12 protein-coding genes and 1 pseudogene are annotated in these 14,411 nt (G+C 64.3%); 6 read left to right on the top strand and 7 right to left on the bottom strand.

The features are described from left to right. Nucleotides 1-14 precede the first annotated feature (14 nt). Complete coding sequence (locus tag ACP8ML_RS03630) at nt 15-1,127, bottom strand: glycosyltransferase (RefSeq protein ID WP_117189316.1); 1,113 nt, start codon at nt 1,125-1,127, stop codon at nt 15-17. Between the two features lie 5 nt (nt 1,128-1,132). After that, the gene (locus ACP8ML_RS03625) at nt 1,133-1,555 is read right to left on the bottom strand and encodes an RDD family protein (protein ID WP_065674106.1); all 423 of its coding nucleotides are present in this window, start codon (nt 1,553-1,555) and stop codon (nt 1,133-1,135) included. Nucleotides 1,556-1,667: 112 nt separating this feature from the next. On the opposite strand from ACP8ML_RS03625, the gene glnA (ACP8ML_RS03620) reads away from it, so the two are divergent. Beyond that, nucleotides 1,668-3,089, top strand: coding sequence for a type I glutamate--ammonia ligase (gene glnA / locus ACP8ML_RS03620; RefSeq protein WP_117189317.1), 1,422 nt, complete (start codon nt 1,668-1,670; stop codon nt 3,087-3,089). A 114-nt stretch (nt 3,090-3,203) separates the two neighbouring features. Here glnA (ACP8ML_RS03620) and ACP8ML_RS03615 read toward each other — a convergent pair whose 3' ends face one another. From ACP8ML_RS03615 to ACP8ML_RS03605, 3 genes are all read right to left on the bottom strand, one after another. Further along, nucleotides 3,204-3,611: a hypothetical protein gene (locus tag ACP8ML_RS03615; RefSeq protein WP_117189318.1), complete on the bottom strand. Its 408-nt coding sequence runs from the start codon at nt 3,609-3,611 to the stop codon at nt 3,204-3,206. 242 nt (nt 3,612-3,853) lie between these two features. Next, on the bottom strand, nt 3,854-4,903 hold the full coding sequence (locus ACP8ML_RS03610) for a YdcF family protein (protein ID WP_117189319.1): 1,050 nt from the start codon (nt 4,901-4,903) through the stop codon (nt 3,854-3,856). Nucleotides 4,904-4,967: 64 nt separating this feature from the next. Further along, the gene (locus ACP8ML_RS03605; RefSeq protein WP_249361230.1) at nt 4,968-5,594 is read right to left on the bottom strand and encodes a hypothetical protein; all 627 of its coding nucleotides are present in this window, start codon (nt 5,592-5,594) and stop codon (nt 4,968-4,970) included. Between the two features lie 22 nt (nt 5,595-5,616). On the opposite strand from ACP8ML_RS03605, the gene ACP8ML_RS03600 reads away from it, so the two are divergent. Both ACP8ML_RS03600 and ACP8ML_RS03595 read left to right on the top strand, forming a co-directional pair. Continuing rightward, nucleotides 5,617-6,798 carry a Nif3-like dinuclear metal center hexameric protein gene (locus ACP8ML_RS03600; protein ID WP_065674112.1) on the top strand — a complete coding sequence of 394 codons (1,182 nt, stop codon included), beginning with the start codon at nt 5,617-5,619 and terminating at the stop codon, nt 6,796-6,798. 99 nt (nt 6,799-6,897) lie between these two features. After that, on the top strand, nt 6,898-8,124 hold the full coding sequence (locus ACP8ML_RS03595; RefSeq protein ID WP_065674166.1) for a threonine/serine exporter family protein: 1,227 nt from the start codon (nt 6,898-6,900) through the stop codon (nt 8,122-8,124). On the opposite strand, the gene ACP8ML_RS03590 is transcribed toward ACP8ML_RS03595, so the two are convergent. After that, entirely contained in the window at nt 8,125-11,076 is a 2,952-nt protein-coding gene (locus ACP8ML_RS03590) for a bifunctional [glutamine synthetase] adenylyltransferase/[glutamine synthetase]-adenylyl-L-tyrosine phosphorylase (protein WP_117189368.1), read from the bottom strand. A 129-nt stretch (nt 11,077-11,205) separates the two neighbouring features. Between ACP8ML_RS03590 and ACP8ML_RS03585 the strand changes: the two genes are divergently transcribed. Then, the gene (locus tag ACP8ML_RS03585) at nt 11,206-12,009 is read left to right on the top strand and encodes a sterol carrier family protein (protein WP_117189321.1); all 804 of its coding nucleotides are present in this window, start codon (nt 11,206-11,208) and stop codon (nt 12,007-12,009) included. A gap of 123 nt (nt 12,010-12,132) precedes the next feature. Here the strand turns inward: ACP8ML_RS03585 and glnA (ACP8ML_RS03580) are convergent, their stop codons facing one another. Beyond that, entirely contained in the window at nt 12,133-13,434 is a 1,302-nt protein-coding gene (glnA, locus tag ACP8ML_RS03580) for a type I glutamate--ammonia ligase (protein ID WP_117189322.1), read from the bottom strand. Nucleotides 13,435-13,538: 104 nt separating this feature from the next. Between glnA (ACP8ML_RS03580) and ACP8ML_RS03575 the strand changes: the two are divergent. Further along, nucleotides 13,539-13,610: pseudogene (locus ACP8ML_RS03575) on the top strand (hypothetical protein); the annotation flags it as partial. A gap of 396 nt (nt 13,611-14,006) precedes the next feature. Further along, nucleotides 14,007-14,408: a hypothetical protein gene (locus ACP8ML_RS03570; protein ID WP_036910431.1), complete on the top strand. Its 402-nt coding sequence runs from the start codon at nt 14,007-14,009 to the stop codon at nt 14,406-14,408. Nucleotides 14,409-14,411: the final 3 nt, after the last annotated feature.

Below are 14,411 nucleotides of genomic sequence, written 5' to 3'. Positions count from 1 at the left end.
TCTTCCACCCAGGCTCAACCGGTCGTCACATGGCTGGAGATCGCCTGTCGGTAGACCGCCTCCAATTGATCGACGACGGGCCCGGCCGCAAATCGGGAGCGGGCCTGCCATGCGATCGCCGCTCGGTCCCACGACCGACCAAGCACCTGTTGCAGGCCATCTGCCAACGCGTCGACGTCCCCCACCGGGACGACCATGCCGTTGCTGTCGTCGATGAACTCCTGCGGACCACCACACTCCGTCGTCAGGACTGGTAGGCCTGCCGCCAACGCTTCGGCGCAGACCACCCCGAAGGTCTCGGAGTGGGAGGCCAGGGCGAAGGCGTCGGCACCAGCGAGTTCTTCCGCGATGCGCTCGCGCGGCTGGGTACCCAGCAGAACGATATTCGGGTTATTGGCAGCGATGGTCTCCAACGGCCTCCGTTGTGGTCCGTCCCCGATGATGCGCAGCTGAACTCCGGGCACCTGCTCGACGGCATGGGCCAGCTCGACCATTCCCTTGCCTGGGTTGAGAGTGGCGACGCTGACCACCACCGTTCCCTCATGACGACGGGCAGGACGGTCAAAGAGATCGACGTCGACGATGTTGGGAATCACCGTCGAGGTGATCCCATGCCCTGCCAGCCGCGAACTCAGCCCCTGGGAGACACTGACGACCGCGTCGGCCCTGTCTCCGGCGACCGAGATGTCCTCGGTCAGGCGCCGATCAGGATTCGCCAGGTGGGAGTCATGCTCGGTCCACACCAGTGGCTCCGGACACTCAGCACGGGTCGCAGCGGCCGCGAATCGCGCAAAATGAGCATGGATGACGTCGGGGGTTCCCCACTCGGAGGTCACGGTTCGATGAAGTCGTCGCGCAGCCCAGGCGTGAACACGATGATCAGTCCGCGCGGAAACGGCCCCCACCGGGACATCCAGTCTCACCACCGTGATGCCGTCATCGCGTTCCACGGCGTGCTCGACACGAGTTCCGAACTTCCGCCAGTGCCGGGCCGAACGTGCGTCGAGGACGGCCAGTACCACCTCATGGGCCTGTTGTCGCAGCGCCACCGCCTGGTCGTACTCGAAGATCCCACGTAGCGGAGCTTCCGGGCTCGGGGCCCCCCGAGCCAAAACCATGACGCGCATATCTCTCACTTGCGATTGACGACGACGGTGCCCAGCACGAGATCGTCGAGACCTCGCCTTTCTGCACCGATGACGAGGGCCGGAATGACGAGGCACTTCATCGCTGTGCGGGCGGCCGATCGCCACCATCCGATGGGGCCGAGGTCATCGAGTCGGACCACGGCCACTCGGGCGACGATCTGGCCGAAGGATCCGCCTGCCATCGCAGTGAAGAGGACCGACTCGACGAAGAAGACCGCCATCGGCATCCACATCTTCCAACCTCCACCGCGAATCACTGCCGACCCGACGATGGCACTGGCCAGCACCATGGATGCTCCCCAGTCAATGATGAGAGCGCCAATGCGCTTGCCCCAACTCGCCAGCGATCCGCGCCCTTCCGGGGGCAGTCCGATCGAGGTGCCTGGCGCTGCCTCGGTTCCACTCACCCAGGGAATCCTACCGGTAGCACCTGTTACACGCTCGAAACACAACGGTGACGGCTGAGCAACCCGCACGAACTACCGTGAACACATCACCAGCCGTGTTGATGGAGGAAAGATGTTCGAAGGTCCCGACGACCTGCTCGCCTATGTCAAGAAGGAAGGCATCGAGATGATCGATGTCCGCTTCTGCGACCTCATCGGTGTCATGCAGCACTTCACCGTCCCCGCCCGAGAGTTCGACAAGGACCAGTACGAGAACGGTCTGGCCTTCGACGGATCCTCCATCCGGGGCTTCCAGAAGATCAACGAGTCGGACATGGCCCTGCTACCTGACCCGACGACCGCCTGGATCGACCCGTTCCGCGAGCGCAAGACGCTCATCGTGAACTTCAACGTCCACGACCCGATCACCAAGGAGGCCTACAGCCGCGACCCGCGCAACATCGCACGCAAGGCCGAGGCCTACCTCACCTCCACCGGTATCGGAGACACTGCCTTTTTCGCCCCCGAGGCCGAGTTCTACGTCTTCGACGACATTCGCTTCGACACTCGCCAGAACACCTCGTACTACTCCATCGACTCCGAGGCTGGTGCCTGGAACACCGGACGCACTGAGGACGGCGGCAACCGTGGTTACAAGGTGAAGTACAAGGGCGGTTACTTCCCGGTGGCCCCCACCGACCACTTCGGTGATCTGCGTGACGAGATCGTCACCATCATGGAGGGCCTCGACATGAAGGTCGAGCGGGCCCACCACGAGGTCGGCACCGCTGGCCAGGCCGAGATCAACTGGCGCTTCAACACCCTGTCCCGCGCAGCTGATGACGTCATGAAGTTCAAGTACATCGTCAAGAATGTTGCCTGGCAGCACGGCAAGACGGCGACCTTCATGCCGAAACCGATCTTTGGTGACAACGGTTCGGGCATGCACGTCCACTCCTCGCTGTGGAAGAACGGCGATCCTCTCTTCTTTGACGAGTCCGGCTACGCACAGCTGTCCGACATGGCTCGTTACTACATCGGCGGCATCCTCAAGCACGCCCCGTCGCTGCTGGCCTTCACCAACCCGTCGGCCAACTCCTACCATCGCCTGGTTCCTGGCTTCGAGGCCCCGGTCAACCTGGTGTACTCGCAGCGCAACCGCTCCGCCTGCATGCGTATCCCGATCACCGGCCCGAACCCGAAGGCCAAGCGTGTCGAGTTCCGCTGCCCTGACCCCTCGGCCAACCCGTACATGGCCTTCGCCGCCCTGCTGCTCGCGGGTCTGGACGGCATTCAGAACAAGATCGAGCCGCCGGCCCCGGTCGACAAGGACATCTACGAGCTGCCTCCGGAAGAGCACGCTGTCATGGATCAGGTCCCGGGCAGCCTTGGTGCCGTCCTCGACAATCTCGAGGCCGACCATGAGTTCCTGCTTGCCGGTGACGTGTTCACCCCGGACCTCATCGAGACCTGGATCGAGCTCAAGCGTGGCGACCTGGCTGCCCTGCAGCAGCGTCCGCATCCCTACGAGTTCGACCTGTACTACGACATCTGAGTCGACCTGACGTGATCCCGTGACGAGGGGACGACTTCGGTCGTCCCCTCGTCACGTCGTGGAGAATTGGGCCCGATACACGAAGAGCGTGCGAATCGTGGGGCGCGGTTCTTTTCAGTCCAGAAACCGCACGGTCCCCTGAGGGATCGGGATGGCGTCGGAACCATCCGGCCCCGTCGAGGATTCATCAGTCAGTGCGTGGGCGTCGCCCAGGTCAAGACAGCCCTCCATGACGGCCGTTGTCGTCCCCACTGTTGCGACGAGCCGTCGTGCTCCGCGGTGCTCACAGTCACCATTGGTATGCCAGGACAGTTCCCAGCCCGAAACCTTTCCGGGAGCCAGCCGTCTCGACGCAGTCCTCGAGTCATAAGGTCGCCATGCCACCGGCACGGACTTCCCTACCTCGGTGGCCTGTTGGAGTTTCGGCATGACGGGCAAGGTCAGCGTGGACGTGCCACAGTTGCGGATCATGAGCCGGGTCACTCGTGCCCCCAACGCCGCCTGGACGTCGTCAAACCCCATCGCTATTTTCTCGCCGTGCTCGCATGTCAAGGCCGTCCCACCGCCGCCGACACTGGTCACCCGTTGTGGGGATGTGCTGGGCTGAGGTCGACTGGTGTGAGGTCGAGGATGGGGGGAATACTTCGGGGTCGAGGTCATCGACGAGGTCGGTACGACAGCCTCGGGAACCGCTGGGATCGGTCGTGAACACCCCGATGCCACAGCCGTGGCTGCAACCGCCACCGCAAGCACACGACAGACCTTCATCCGAACACCCCTGCCACGATCGGCCAGAAGGCCGCCACGAGAATCATCATGATGCTGTTGATCCATGGCCGTGACATCAACAGTGCGATGTACTCTCGCAGCATCGCGCTGGGCAGGAAGTAGGTGGCCGTCGGGGCCCCGAGGACCCGAGCTCGCACGCCTTGACGACGACACAATTCAGCCGCACGCACGGCGTGATAGGAGCTCGTCGCAACGACCACGGGGGGATTGTGACTCTGACGCGACGCAATCGTGCGACGCACTGACGTCGAAGCCACCTCGGCTGGCATGAGCTCTCGACTCAATGAAATGTTTTCGTTCGTATTTGCTGCCTTGTCTTCCACAACAATGCATTCGCCAGGAATACCATGCTCGATGAGATAATTGGCCATAGCCTCTCCCTCGGCACGGGGCTCGTCCTCCCCTTTTCCGCCGGAAGGAATAATCACGGAGTGAAATCCGGCGGCGTCGTCGGTACGCCACTGGTCAATACCGCGATCCAGCCTGTTGGCCAGCAGTCTGGGGACCTTTCCATGGACGAGAGCAGACCCGAGGACGATGATCTGATGCTCTCCCGGTAGTGGCTTGGCACGATGGACAGCCAGAACCGACGCCAGGTATCCGAGAAAATCAAAAGACAGCCATCCCAAAACCATTGTCAGCGAAATACCCACCACAGCCCATGGTTCAAACGGGGAGAAAAGCCCCTTCACACACCACACCATGAGTACCAGTAGCCCCACACCGAGGAGGCCAGACAGGACGTTGGAAAGGGATCCACCCTCCTTACGCCGCATCACAATGCCGTTGGCAATGAGCACGAATGGCGCAACGGCAGTTCCGATGGCGGCAAGGACCACAAGGGTTATGACAACACCCAGACCCAGGACGGGGACGGTACCCGCAACAATTCCGACAGCAGTGAGTCCCGCCAGCCCAAGGCCGACAGCCAACACGATTCCATTCGTCCAGGCACCGGGGCGTCGTTCCAACAACCAGGCATAGCAGGCGAAGATCGCCACGCATGCGGCCAGACCGATGATCATCCTTTATCCCTTGAGCGTCGAGGTATCGTGCCCGCCGCGTCATTGCGGTGGCAGAGGAAAGGCATCATCCTGACCAGACAACCGATCCGTGAACTGGTTGGGGAGATTCCAGCTGTTCGGGATTCTCGGCTTCCCCGGGCTTCGGCGTGACCGATCGCTTCACCGTGGGGATGAAGCATCCTTCGTCGCTCACGACCCCGCCGGCAATCTCAACCGACATCACCTGGCTGTGGGAACCACAACCACCTTGCCCAGGCCATGACAAGGTGACCTTGCGCCCCATTCCGCTGAGCAATTCTCCCGGGACGACACCGCGCGATTCCCATGCGACCTTGACGGGCGAGCCTGCGGACGTCACCTTGATCGTCGGCACGGCAGGCAGGGTCAACGGTTTCTCGGTGCAGTTCCGGACGATCAGCTCGACAGAGTTACCCGCGTCCCCTGTCTTCATCGAAGACATCTCGAGGACCGGGGTCGACCCCTTGCACGTCGGCATGGCCGGAGTACTGGCACCAGAAGCACCTTTTGACGGTCTCGGCCGCACCGGCTGGGGCGGAACGGAATTGGCGATCGGAGTCGCCCCGGACTGGTTCGCCATGTCGGCGACGGTCGGAGTCTTCTCGGCGCACCCTGCTGCGGCCACGACGGCAGCCAGGCACACAAACATCGTCACTGGTCGGCGAACGGTCATACCCTCAAGCTACCGTGAACCCATGGCAGCTGATACATCCCACACCGCCATCCCCTCACCCGCCGACGACCTCGTCACCGTCGGTCGGGTCCGCGACATCCTCGATGAGTGGTACCCGCCCTCCCTGGCGGAGTCGTGGGATGCCCCGGGTCTGGTGTGCGGTGACCCTGATGACACCGTCAATCACATCGTGTGCGCTCTGGAAGCCACCGACGACGTCGTCGACGCCGCGATCGCAGCACACGCGGACATGCTCGTCGTCCACCACCCACTTCTCATGCGTGGGGTCAGCTCGGTGGCAGCCGACACCGCCAAGGGACGCATCATTCACCAGCTCATCCGTCATCGCATTGCCCTCATGAGTGCCCACACCAATGCCGACGCCGCGGTCGGTGGTGTCAATGACGTCCTCGCGAGGCTCCTGGGCGTCGTCGTCGAGCGTCCCCTCGAACCCGTCACCCAAGCCGTGGATCTGTGGGGAGTCCAGGTGCCCCTCGGCTCCTCGGAGGCGCTTCGCAATGCCCTCTTCGATGCCGGGGCCGGGCGGTTCGACGGTTACGACAAGTGTAGTTTCGAGACCGTCGGGCGCGGCCAGTTCCGACCTCTCGATGGCTCCCATCCCACCATCGGCACAGCCCATGAAGTGGAGACCGTTGAGGAAGCGCGCATTCACGTCGTCGCCCCGACCTGGGCACGCTCCGCGGTGCGGTCGGCTCTCGTCGCCGCCCATCCCTACGAGGTGCCCGCCTACGACGTGACGACCATTGACTCGGGGGCGCGCCCCGGCCCCACCACCCCGGGTATCGGTCGTGTCGGCCATCTCGACGAACCGATGACACTGCGGTCCTTCACCCGGCGAGTCTCCGAACGACTCCCCCGTACCGTCTGGGGAGTGCGGGCTGCTGGCGACCCGGACCAACCGGTCAACACCGTCGCGCTGTGCTCCGGAGCAGGAGATTCCCTGCTGGATGCCGCAGCAGCCAGCAATGCCGACGTCTACCTCACCAGTGACCTGCGCCATCATCCTGCCGACGAGCATCTTCGGGCCGGCGGACCAGCCCTCGTCGACACGGCTCACTGGGCATCCGAATCACCCTGGTGTGCTGACGTGGCCCACCGACTTCACGAGGAACTCGGTCTGCCCTGCCGAGATCTGGGCATCCGAACCGACCCGTGGACCCTCGGCGCTGCAGTGGCACAATAGCAGGACGTGACAAGCACTGATTCCGTGACTTCCGACGACGACCTGCGCCACGACCACGAATTCGTCAACGACACCGAGGCGGTCATCCGTCTGGGATCAATGCTGCTGTCGTCGGGTACCGGGTCCTATCGGGTGAAGAGGGCCATGACGGACACAGGGGATGCCCTCGGTATGGACCGCCTCGACGCCACCGTCGGTCTCACCGAGATCACGGTCACCGCGCACCGGGGCGACAACTTCCGCACCGTGGCCCGGGAGGTGTACCGAGTGCGCGTCGACTCCTCTCGGATATCCGCTCTCGAGGAGCTTGCCCACAACCTTCCCGAGGGGATGACAGGCCGCGATGTCGAGGCCAGACTCGACAACATCTCCCGGACCGTCCGCCCACAGTGGAAGGAATGGCAGACCATTCTCGCCGGTGGTTTTGCCTGCGCCGGATTCGCCATCCTCAACAAGTTCTCGCTGGCCGACTCACTCGTCGTGCTGCTGGCGGCAAGTGCCGGCCAGTTCGTACGTGGTCGACTCAACCGTCGCTGGCTCAACCAGTTCGGTGTCGCGGCGCTCGCATCTGCAGCGGCCTGTCTCCTCTACCTGGTGGTCGCCGACCTCCTCACGAACACTGGGCTTCACACGATCCACGGCCCCGGATACGTGGCCTCTCTGCTCTTCCTGGTACCTGGTTTTCCGATGATTACCTCCATCCTCGACATGGTCCGGATGGACTTCACGGCGGGTCTGAGCCGCGCAATGTACTCGATTGGTCTCATCCTTGCCGCGACGTTGTCGGCCTGGGTGTTCTCGGTTGCTACCGGGCTGTTACCACTGCCCGCGCAGACGGTGCTGCCGAATCCCTGGGCGTGGCTGGCTTACGCCGCAGCGACGGCATGTGGGGTCGCCGGATTCGCCATCATCTTCAACTCGTCGCCGCGGATGCTGGCATGGGCAGTCGCTCTGGGAGTGGTGGGAAATCTCTGCCGCCTGGCCCTGGTTGGTGCCAACCTGCCAGCGCAGTTGGCAGCCGGGGTCGGCGGCCTCGCGATCGGATTCCTGGCCAGCCCGTTGTCGGTCAGGACTAAGCTGCCCCGCATCACCTTGACGGTCCCCGCCTGCGTCATCATGGTGCCCGGTGCCTCCATGTACCGCACTGTGTACTGGCTCAACGCCCAGGACATGGCGAAGGCGCTGACCTTCGGCGCCGACGCCGTTCTCACCCTGGTCCTCATCGCCTGCGGATTGGCGGTGGCCCGGATGTGCACCGACCCGGCGTGGGCACACAACCTCCCCATCCCCAGCCCACACGCCTTCAAGTTCTCCGAGAAGGACTGATCACTGGTTCCAGAAGACGGCATCGACCACCTTGGAGGCACGTCGCCCGTGCCGCAGATGGTCCTCAATCAACTGCTCAGATGCCCCACGACCCATCCCGAGGGCCCGGGCAATGACGTCGAGATCAATTGAGTCGGAGGGTATGACGTCACTGGGACGGCCCCGCACCACCATGATCACATTGCGCAGCCGGCTGGCAGCTAACCAGGAATCGCGCAGCTCCTGGTGCTGTTCCTCGTCGACGTGACCGGCTGCCAGGGCAGCGTCGAGAGCCTCGATCGTCGAGGTCGTGCGCAGAGCAGGCTCCTTGCCGGCATGCTGCAACTGAATCACCTGGGCAGTCCATTCGATGTCGGACAGGCCTCCGGGCCCGAGCTTGAGATGACGCCGAGGATCGACACCGCGCGGAATCCGCTCGGACTCCATCCGTGCCTTGAGCTTGCGAATCTCGGCCAACTGACCGGCCGTCAGGCCGTCGGCCGGGTAGCGCAGGTTGTCGACGCACTCGAGCAGCGCGGTCGTCAGGTCTCGATCACCGGCCCCGTGGTTCGCCCGCAAGAGGGCCTGGGACTCCCAGGTGCTCGACCATTTCCCGTAGTACTTGCGATAACTCTCCAGGCTGCGCACCATCGGGCCCGATCGCCCTTCCGGACGCAGGTCGGCATCCAAGATCAGCGCGGGATCGGCACCGTTCCTGCCGAGCAGATTCCGCAGCTTGGTGACGATGCGCAATGCCTTCTCCCCGGCACCTGGTCCGTCACCGACGACGAAGAGACAGTCGGCGTCAGAACCGTAGGACAGCTCCTGACCGCCCCATCGTCCCATCGCGACGATGCCAATTGGCGGGGCGTCCTCAACCCCGCGCGACACTGCGGACAGCGCAGCGTCGATCGTCGCTCCCGTCAGGTCGGTGAGGGCCCGGCCGATGCGCAACGTGCCGGTGACATTGAGGATGTTCGCGACGAGGATCCGGAACAGTTCACGACGCCGCACCGCACGGATCGCCCCGACCGCCTCCTCGACGTCGCGGTGCCTCCTGGCGACGGCGTTCATCTGGCGAGTGAGGTCGTCGCGGTCCAGCGGAGTCAGGTCGTCGTCGACGAGGACCTGGACGGTCTCGGGGGCTCGGGTGAGGACGTCGACGGCATATCTCGACGTCGACAGCACCGTTGCCAGCCGCTGGGCCATGGCCCCCTCGTCACGCATCGCGCGCAGGTACCAGGGAGACTCCCCCAATGCCTCGGAGACCTGGCGGAAGGCCAGCAAACCATTGTCGGGGCTGGGGCCGTCGGCCAGCCAGGCGAGCATGGCCGGCATGAGAGCGGTCTGGATACGCACTGCTCGGCTGGTGCCGCTGGTGAGGGCCTCGATGTGACGCAGGCCGGCGTCCTCGTCGTGGAATCCCAGCGCCCCGAGCCGAACCTTGGCCGCCTCCGGGCCCATCCGCAGATCCTCGGTGGGGATGCGAGCCACAGCCTCGACCACGGGCGAGTAGAACACTTGGCCATGAGCCCGCAGGACGGCCTTCGAGGTCGCCGTCCACACACCTCGCACCTCGTCGGGGGTGTGCAGGCCCACTGCCCGTGCCAGCCTGCGCAAGCCTGGCTCGTCGTCGGGAAGGAGGTGGGTACGACGCAACCGGAACATCTGCACCCGATGTTCCATCACTCGTTGCAGTCGGTATGCCTCCTCGAGACGTTCGGCCGCACCTCGGGAGATATAACCGCCAGCGGCCAACGCGCGCAGGGCCGGCAGAGTGGCTCGTACCCGCAGCGACTCGTCCTGGCGTCCGTGAACCAGTTGCAGCAACTGGGCGGTGAATTCGACGTCTCGCAACCCCCCGGCACCCAGCTTGATCTCACGGGCCTTCTCCTTGGTGGCGATGTGGGAGACGACCCGGGTTCGCATAGCGCGGGTTTCTGGGACGAAGCCCTCCGCCTCTCCCACCTGCCACACCATGGGTGAGACCATCTCGACAAATCTCTGCCCCAAATCAAGGTCGCCGGCCATCGGACGAGCCTTAAGGAGGGCCTGGAACTCCCAGTTCTTCGCCCACTTCTCGTAGTAGGTGCGCATCGAGTCCATGGTTCGCACCAGGGGTCCGGCATTGCCCTCAGGACGCAGCGCAGCGTCGACCTGCCAGATGGACCCTGCCCCGGAGTGGGCCGAACAGATCCGCGCCACCGAGGCTGCCAATTTCGTGGCAATGTCGACAGCCCGAGCCGCTGAAACGTCCTCCCGGGCCGGCTCGGCGACATGGACGACGTCGACGTCAGAGATGTAGTTGAGTTCTTGAGCCCCGCACTTTCCCATTGCAACGACGGCGAGCCGTGCGTCGGCATGATCCGGACAGTCTGCGCGGGTCAGGGCCAGGGCAGCGGCAACGACGGCGTCGGCAAGGTCTGCCAGTTCTCCCGCGATGTCCTCGACGACCTCGGTCGGATCGTCCGCGCCGACATCTCGGGAGGCGATCCGCACCAGATGACGCCGATTGGCCAGCCTCAGCCGATCCGCTGCCGGGCCGGTGGGCCTCTCGGCCACCAGGAACTCACCATCCTCATGAGCTCCGACGACCTCGAGCAGGTCGTTGCGAATCTCGTCACGGCTGCGACGCACGGGATCGTGGGCGATCTCGGCCAGGTCGTCGGGATGGGCGACGAGGTGACGGCCCAGCTCGCTGGAGGCGCCCAGGAGCCGAACGAGCCGGCATGCCGAGTCGTCGTCATCAAGGAGGCCGACGACAAGCTGTGGGGATCTCTGTGAGAGATCTGCCAAGGTGTCGAGGGCCAGATCAGGGTCACACGACATTTCCAGGTGATGTTCCCACCCGGTCAGTCGACTTGGGTCAGCCCCGATCGTCTCTGCAATCCGCTGATGGTGGGCCAGGGCCGCTTCAGTGTCCATCACTCCCAGCCGCAGTAGGTCCACCGTGACGCTCGACTTGCGATCCACCGTGACCACCCCCTCGACGGCACATTAGCCGACGAGGGCCACCGACGTGTTGCTCAGTCGTCACGTCGGTGTCGAATGGGTGTACGGTCCCAGCAACTAGTTTCCCCTAGTGTTCTTGAGGTGACGATTATGGCGGCACGCGCAGAACGCGGCGTGAGGCGGTTGGCGACGACATGGGTGGCCACCGCTCGCTCGTTGCTGCCCCCGGCCAGGAGCACCACCCTCGGGTCGGCCGATACACGGTTGTGGGGACGCCACCACATCGCCCACCTCATGGTCATCCTCACCGACACCCTGCAGACCGTCACCGCCCCGACGACGATCAGGCCGATGACCCTCGCCAGGGTGATCGATGAGCGCAGCAAGGCGACCGGGACCCTGGCGGCGATCGGCCACGAGGTCATCGCCGATGACACTGCCACCCGTCTGGCCAGCCAGGCGCAGCGTCTCCTCAGCGAGGTCGAGTCGGTCCTGCTGGCCACTCCTGGCCCCTCGGCGACGGTGGAATCCCTCATCGGTCCGGTTCGCATGACTGATCACCTTCGGGCAACCCTGCTCGCCATGGTGGCCATGGGTCTCCACGACGGCGTCGACGTTCCGTCGCCAGCCATCACTGAGAGCTGCCGGACACTGTCGGCCGTCCTTGACGATACCCATGGCGGACGCACCATCGAACTGCGGGTGCCGCCCGCATGTGCAGTCCAGCTGGCAGCCACCGAGTCGGGCCCCAGCCATCACCGTGGCACCCCGCCCAATGTGGCCGAGATGGATCCCGTCACCTTCCTGCAGCTGGCCACCGGCTTCTCCTCCTGGGAGGAGATGCGCGAGGCGGGATGGGTCCAGGCGTCTGGATCCCACGTCGACGACGTCGCCAACCTCCTGCCCGTGGTGGACATGGCCGGAGCCCTCCGCGAGATCCTCGCCGAGGACTGATCGGCTGGACCCGATCACCACGATCATCGGGCTCGACCCCTTGTGTCCCCGGCAAGGCCGGCGATGGTACTTTGACACAGTTAGCTTGCACCAGTGGCCTCGGGGACTTGACCGGTCAACCGCTCACAGATGGGGAAGGTAACGATCCAACTCGAACTGGCTGACCTGCCGGTTGTACTCCTCGAATTCCGCCCGCTTGTTGCGCAGGAAGAAGTCGTAGACGTGCTCACCGAGGGTCTCGGCCACCAACTCCGACTCCTCCATGCACCGGATGGCGGCACCCAGGCTCTGCGGCAGGCGTTTGATACCGAGAGCGTGACGTTCCCGGGCCGACAGCTGCCACACGTCGTCGGAGGCCTCCTCGGGCAGCCGCAGCTCCTTCTCGATGCCGTCCAGACCAGCGGCCAGCACCAAAGAGTAGGCCAGGTACGGGTTGGCAGCCGAGTCGATGGAACGCAGTTCCACCCGAGCTGACGAGGCCTTGTCCGGCTTGTACATCGGTATCCGGACGAGGGCCGAGCGGTTGTTGCGACCCCAGCAGATGTAGTTGGGGGCCTCCCCCCCGCCCGAGAGCCGTCGATACGAGTTCACCCACTGATTCGTGACGGCGGTGATCTCCGGAGCGTGGTGAAGCAGGCCCGCCACGAAGTGCTTGGCCACCGGCGACATGCGGAACTCGTCAGCCACGTCGTAGAAGGCATTGGTGTCGCCCTCGAACAGGGAGACGTGGGCGTGCATTCCCGATCCGGCGTGGTTGGTGAAGGGCTTGGGCATGAAGGTGGCCTTGATGCCCTTGAGGGAGGCGATCTCCCGAATGACCACGCGGAAGGTCATGATGTTGTCAGCCATCGTCAACGCATCGGCGTAACGCAGGTCGATCTCGTGCTGGCCGGGAGCGGCCTCGTGGTGGCTGAACTCCACCGAGATACCCATCCGCTCCAAGACGTTGATGGCGTCACGACGGAAATCGGTACCCGCCCCCAGGGTGGTGTGGTCGAAATAGCCGCCATTGTCGAGGGAGACAGGTGCTCCACCGGGCTGGTGTTCCTCCTTGAGCAGGTAGAACTCGATCTCCGGATGCACGTAGAAGGTGAACCCCATGTCAGCGGCCCGGGCCATCGTCTTCTTGAGAACGTGACGCGGATCTGCTGCCGAGGCCGTGCCGTCGGGATTGGTGATATCGCAGAACATCCGAGCGGTGCCGGTGCCCGAGCGCCACGGCAGCACCTGGAAGGTGGCCGGGTCAGGATGGGCCACCATGTCTGCCTCGTAGACGCGGGCGTAACCCTCAATAGCCGAACCGTCGAAACCGACGCCTTCGGCAAAAGCACCCTCGACCTCAGCGGGGGCGATGGCGACGGACTTGAGTGATCCCAGGACGTCGGTGAACCACAGCCTCACGAAACGAATATTGCGTTCCTCCATGGAACGCAGGACAAAATCAGTCTGCCTGCTCACCCTTCCAGTGTGCATGGCGCGTGTTTCGAGTGAGTAACAAACGCCCTGGATCACCTCGGTAGACTGCCGACATGGCTTCGGGTCCTCAGGCAGGGTGGTATCCAGATCCCGACGACACACCGGACCGCTATCGCTGGTTCGACGGCGAGCGCTGGACGGACCGTACCGTCACCTCCCCAGAGCCCTCTCCACAGCGAGGCGGAAAGGGTCCTCGTGGCAACAACGGCGGCCACGGTTCCGGATGGGTGTGGGCGATCATCGCCGTGGTGCTCGTCGTCGCCGTCATCGCTGCTCTCGGCCTGCGCCAGCGCACCGCATCCGATCACCACGCGGAACCCGATCTCAACTCCTCCTCGCCGACCGTCTCTGCCTGGAACGAGAAATCGAGCACCCCGTCGGCCAGTTCATCGGCCGTCAGGTGCCCGCAAGGCCAGCGTCCCGGCAACCTGGACACCGCTGACGACCGGTTGCATGGCGGTGGCGTCTCGGTGGAATCCATTCCCAACTGGCGCCGCCAGAACCTCACCTTGCCGTGGGTGATGGGTCAGTCGGCTCAGATTGACGACGTCTACCCCGGGTGGATGAGTGTGTCAGGAGTGGGTGGTCTGCCGGTCGCGGAAGGATTCTCCGATCCGCAGACCGCGGCATCGATGATGATGTCCTGCTTCGCCAGCTCCGACTACTACATGGGCTACACCGGCGAGAAGGAGATTCGCTCGGAGGCCCTCACCGTTGACGGGCATCCTGCCTGGTGGAAGCGCAGCGAGATCTACGTGACGCTGCCCAACCTGCCGAAGGTGCGTGGCGACGTCGTCGACGTCGTCGTGGTCAACACCGGGCAGACGGATTTCCTCGGGATGTACTTCAACTCCGCCACGATCGGGGACTCAGCACGTCAGGCCCTCGTCGACCACGCGCGCGAATCCCTCAAGGTGGACTGACGG

It is taken from the genome of Cutibacterium sp. LaCa_255 (genome assembly GCF_057458005.1).
The sequence above is the reverse complement of the archived record's forward strand: the minus strand, read 5'-3'. Positions and strand labels throughout refer to the sequence as shown.

Coding starts and splice junctions, on each gene's coding strand:
- ACP8ML_RS03585 (WP_117189321.1), top strand. CDS start 11,206: ATGGCGGCACGCGCAGAACGCGGCGTGAGGCGGTTGGCGACGACATGG.
- ACP8ML_RS03610 (WP_117189319.1), bottom strand. CDS start 4,903: ATGATCATCGGTCTGGCCGCATGCGTGGCGATCTTCGCCTGCTATGCC.
- glnA (WP_117189317.1), top strand. CDS start 1,668: ATGTTCGAAGGTCCCGACGACCTGCTCGCCTATGTCAAGAAGGAAGGC.
- ACP8ML_RS03570 (WP_036910431.1), top strand. CDS start 14,007: ATGGGTCAGTCGGCTCAGATTGACGACGTCTACCCCGGGTGGATGAGT.
- glnA (WP_117189322.1), bottom strand. CDS start 13,434: ATGGAGGAACGCAATATTCGTTTCGTGAGGCTGTGGTTCACCGACGTC.
- ACP8ML_RS03605 (WP_249361230.1), bottom strand. CDS start 5,594: ATGACCGTTCGCCGACCAGTGACGATGTTTGTGTGCCTGGCTGCCGTC.
- ACP8ML_RS03600 (WP_065674112.1), top strand. CDS start 5,617: ATGGCAGCTGATACATCCCACACCGCCATCCCCTCACCCGCCGACGAC.
- ACP8ML_RS03595 (WP_065674166.1), top strand. CDS start 6,898: ATGCTGCTGTCGTCGGGTACCGGGTCCTATCGGGTGAAGAGGGCCATG.
- ACP8ML_RS03615 (WP_117189318.1), bottom strand. CDS start 3,611: ATGGGGTTTGACGACGTCCAGGCGGCGTTGGGGGCACGAGTGACCCGG.
- ACP8ML_RS03630 (WP_117189316.1), bottom strand. CDS start 1,127: ATGCGCGTCATGGTTTTGGCTCGGGGGGCCCCGAGCCCGGAAGCTCCG.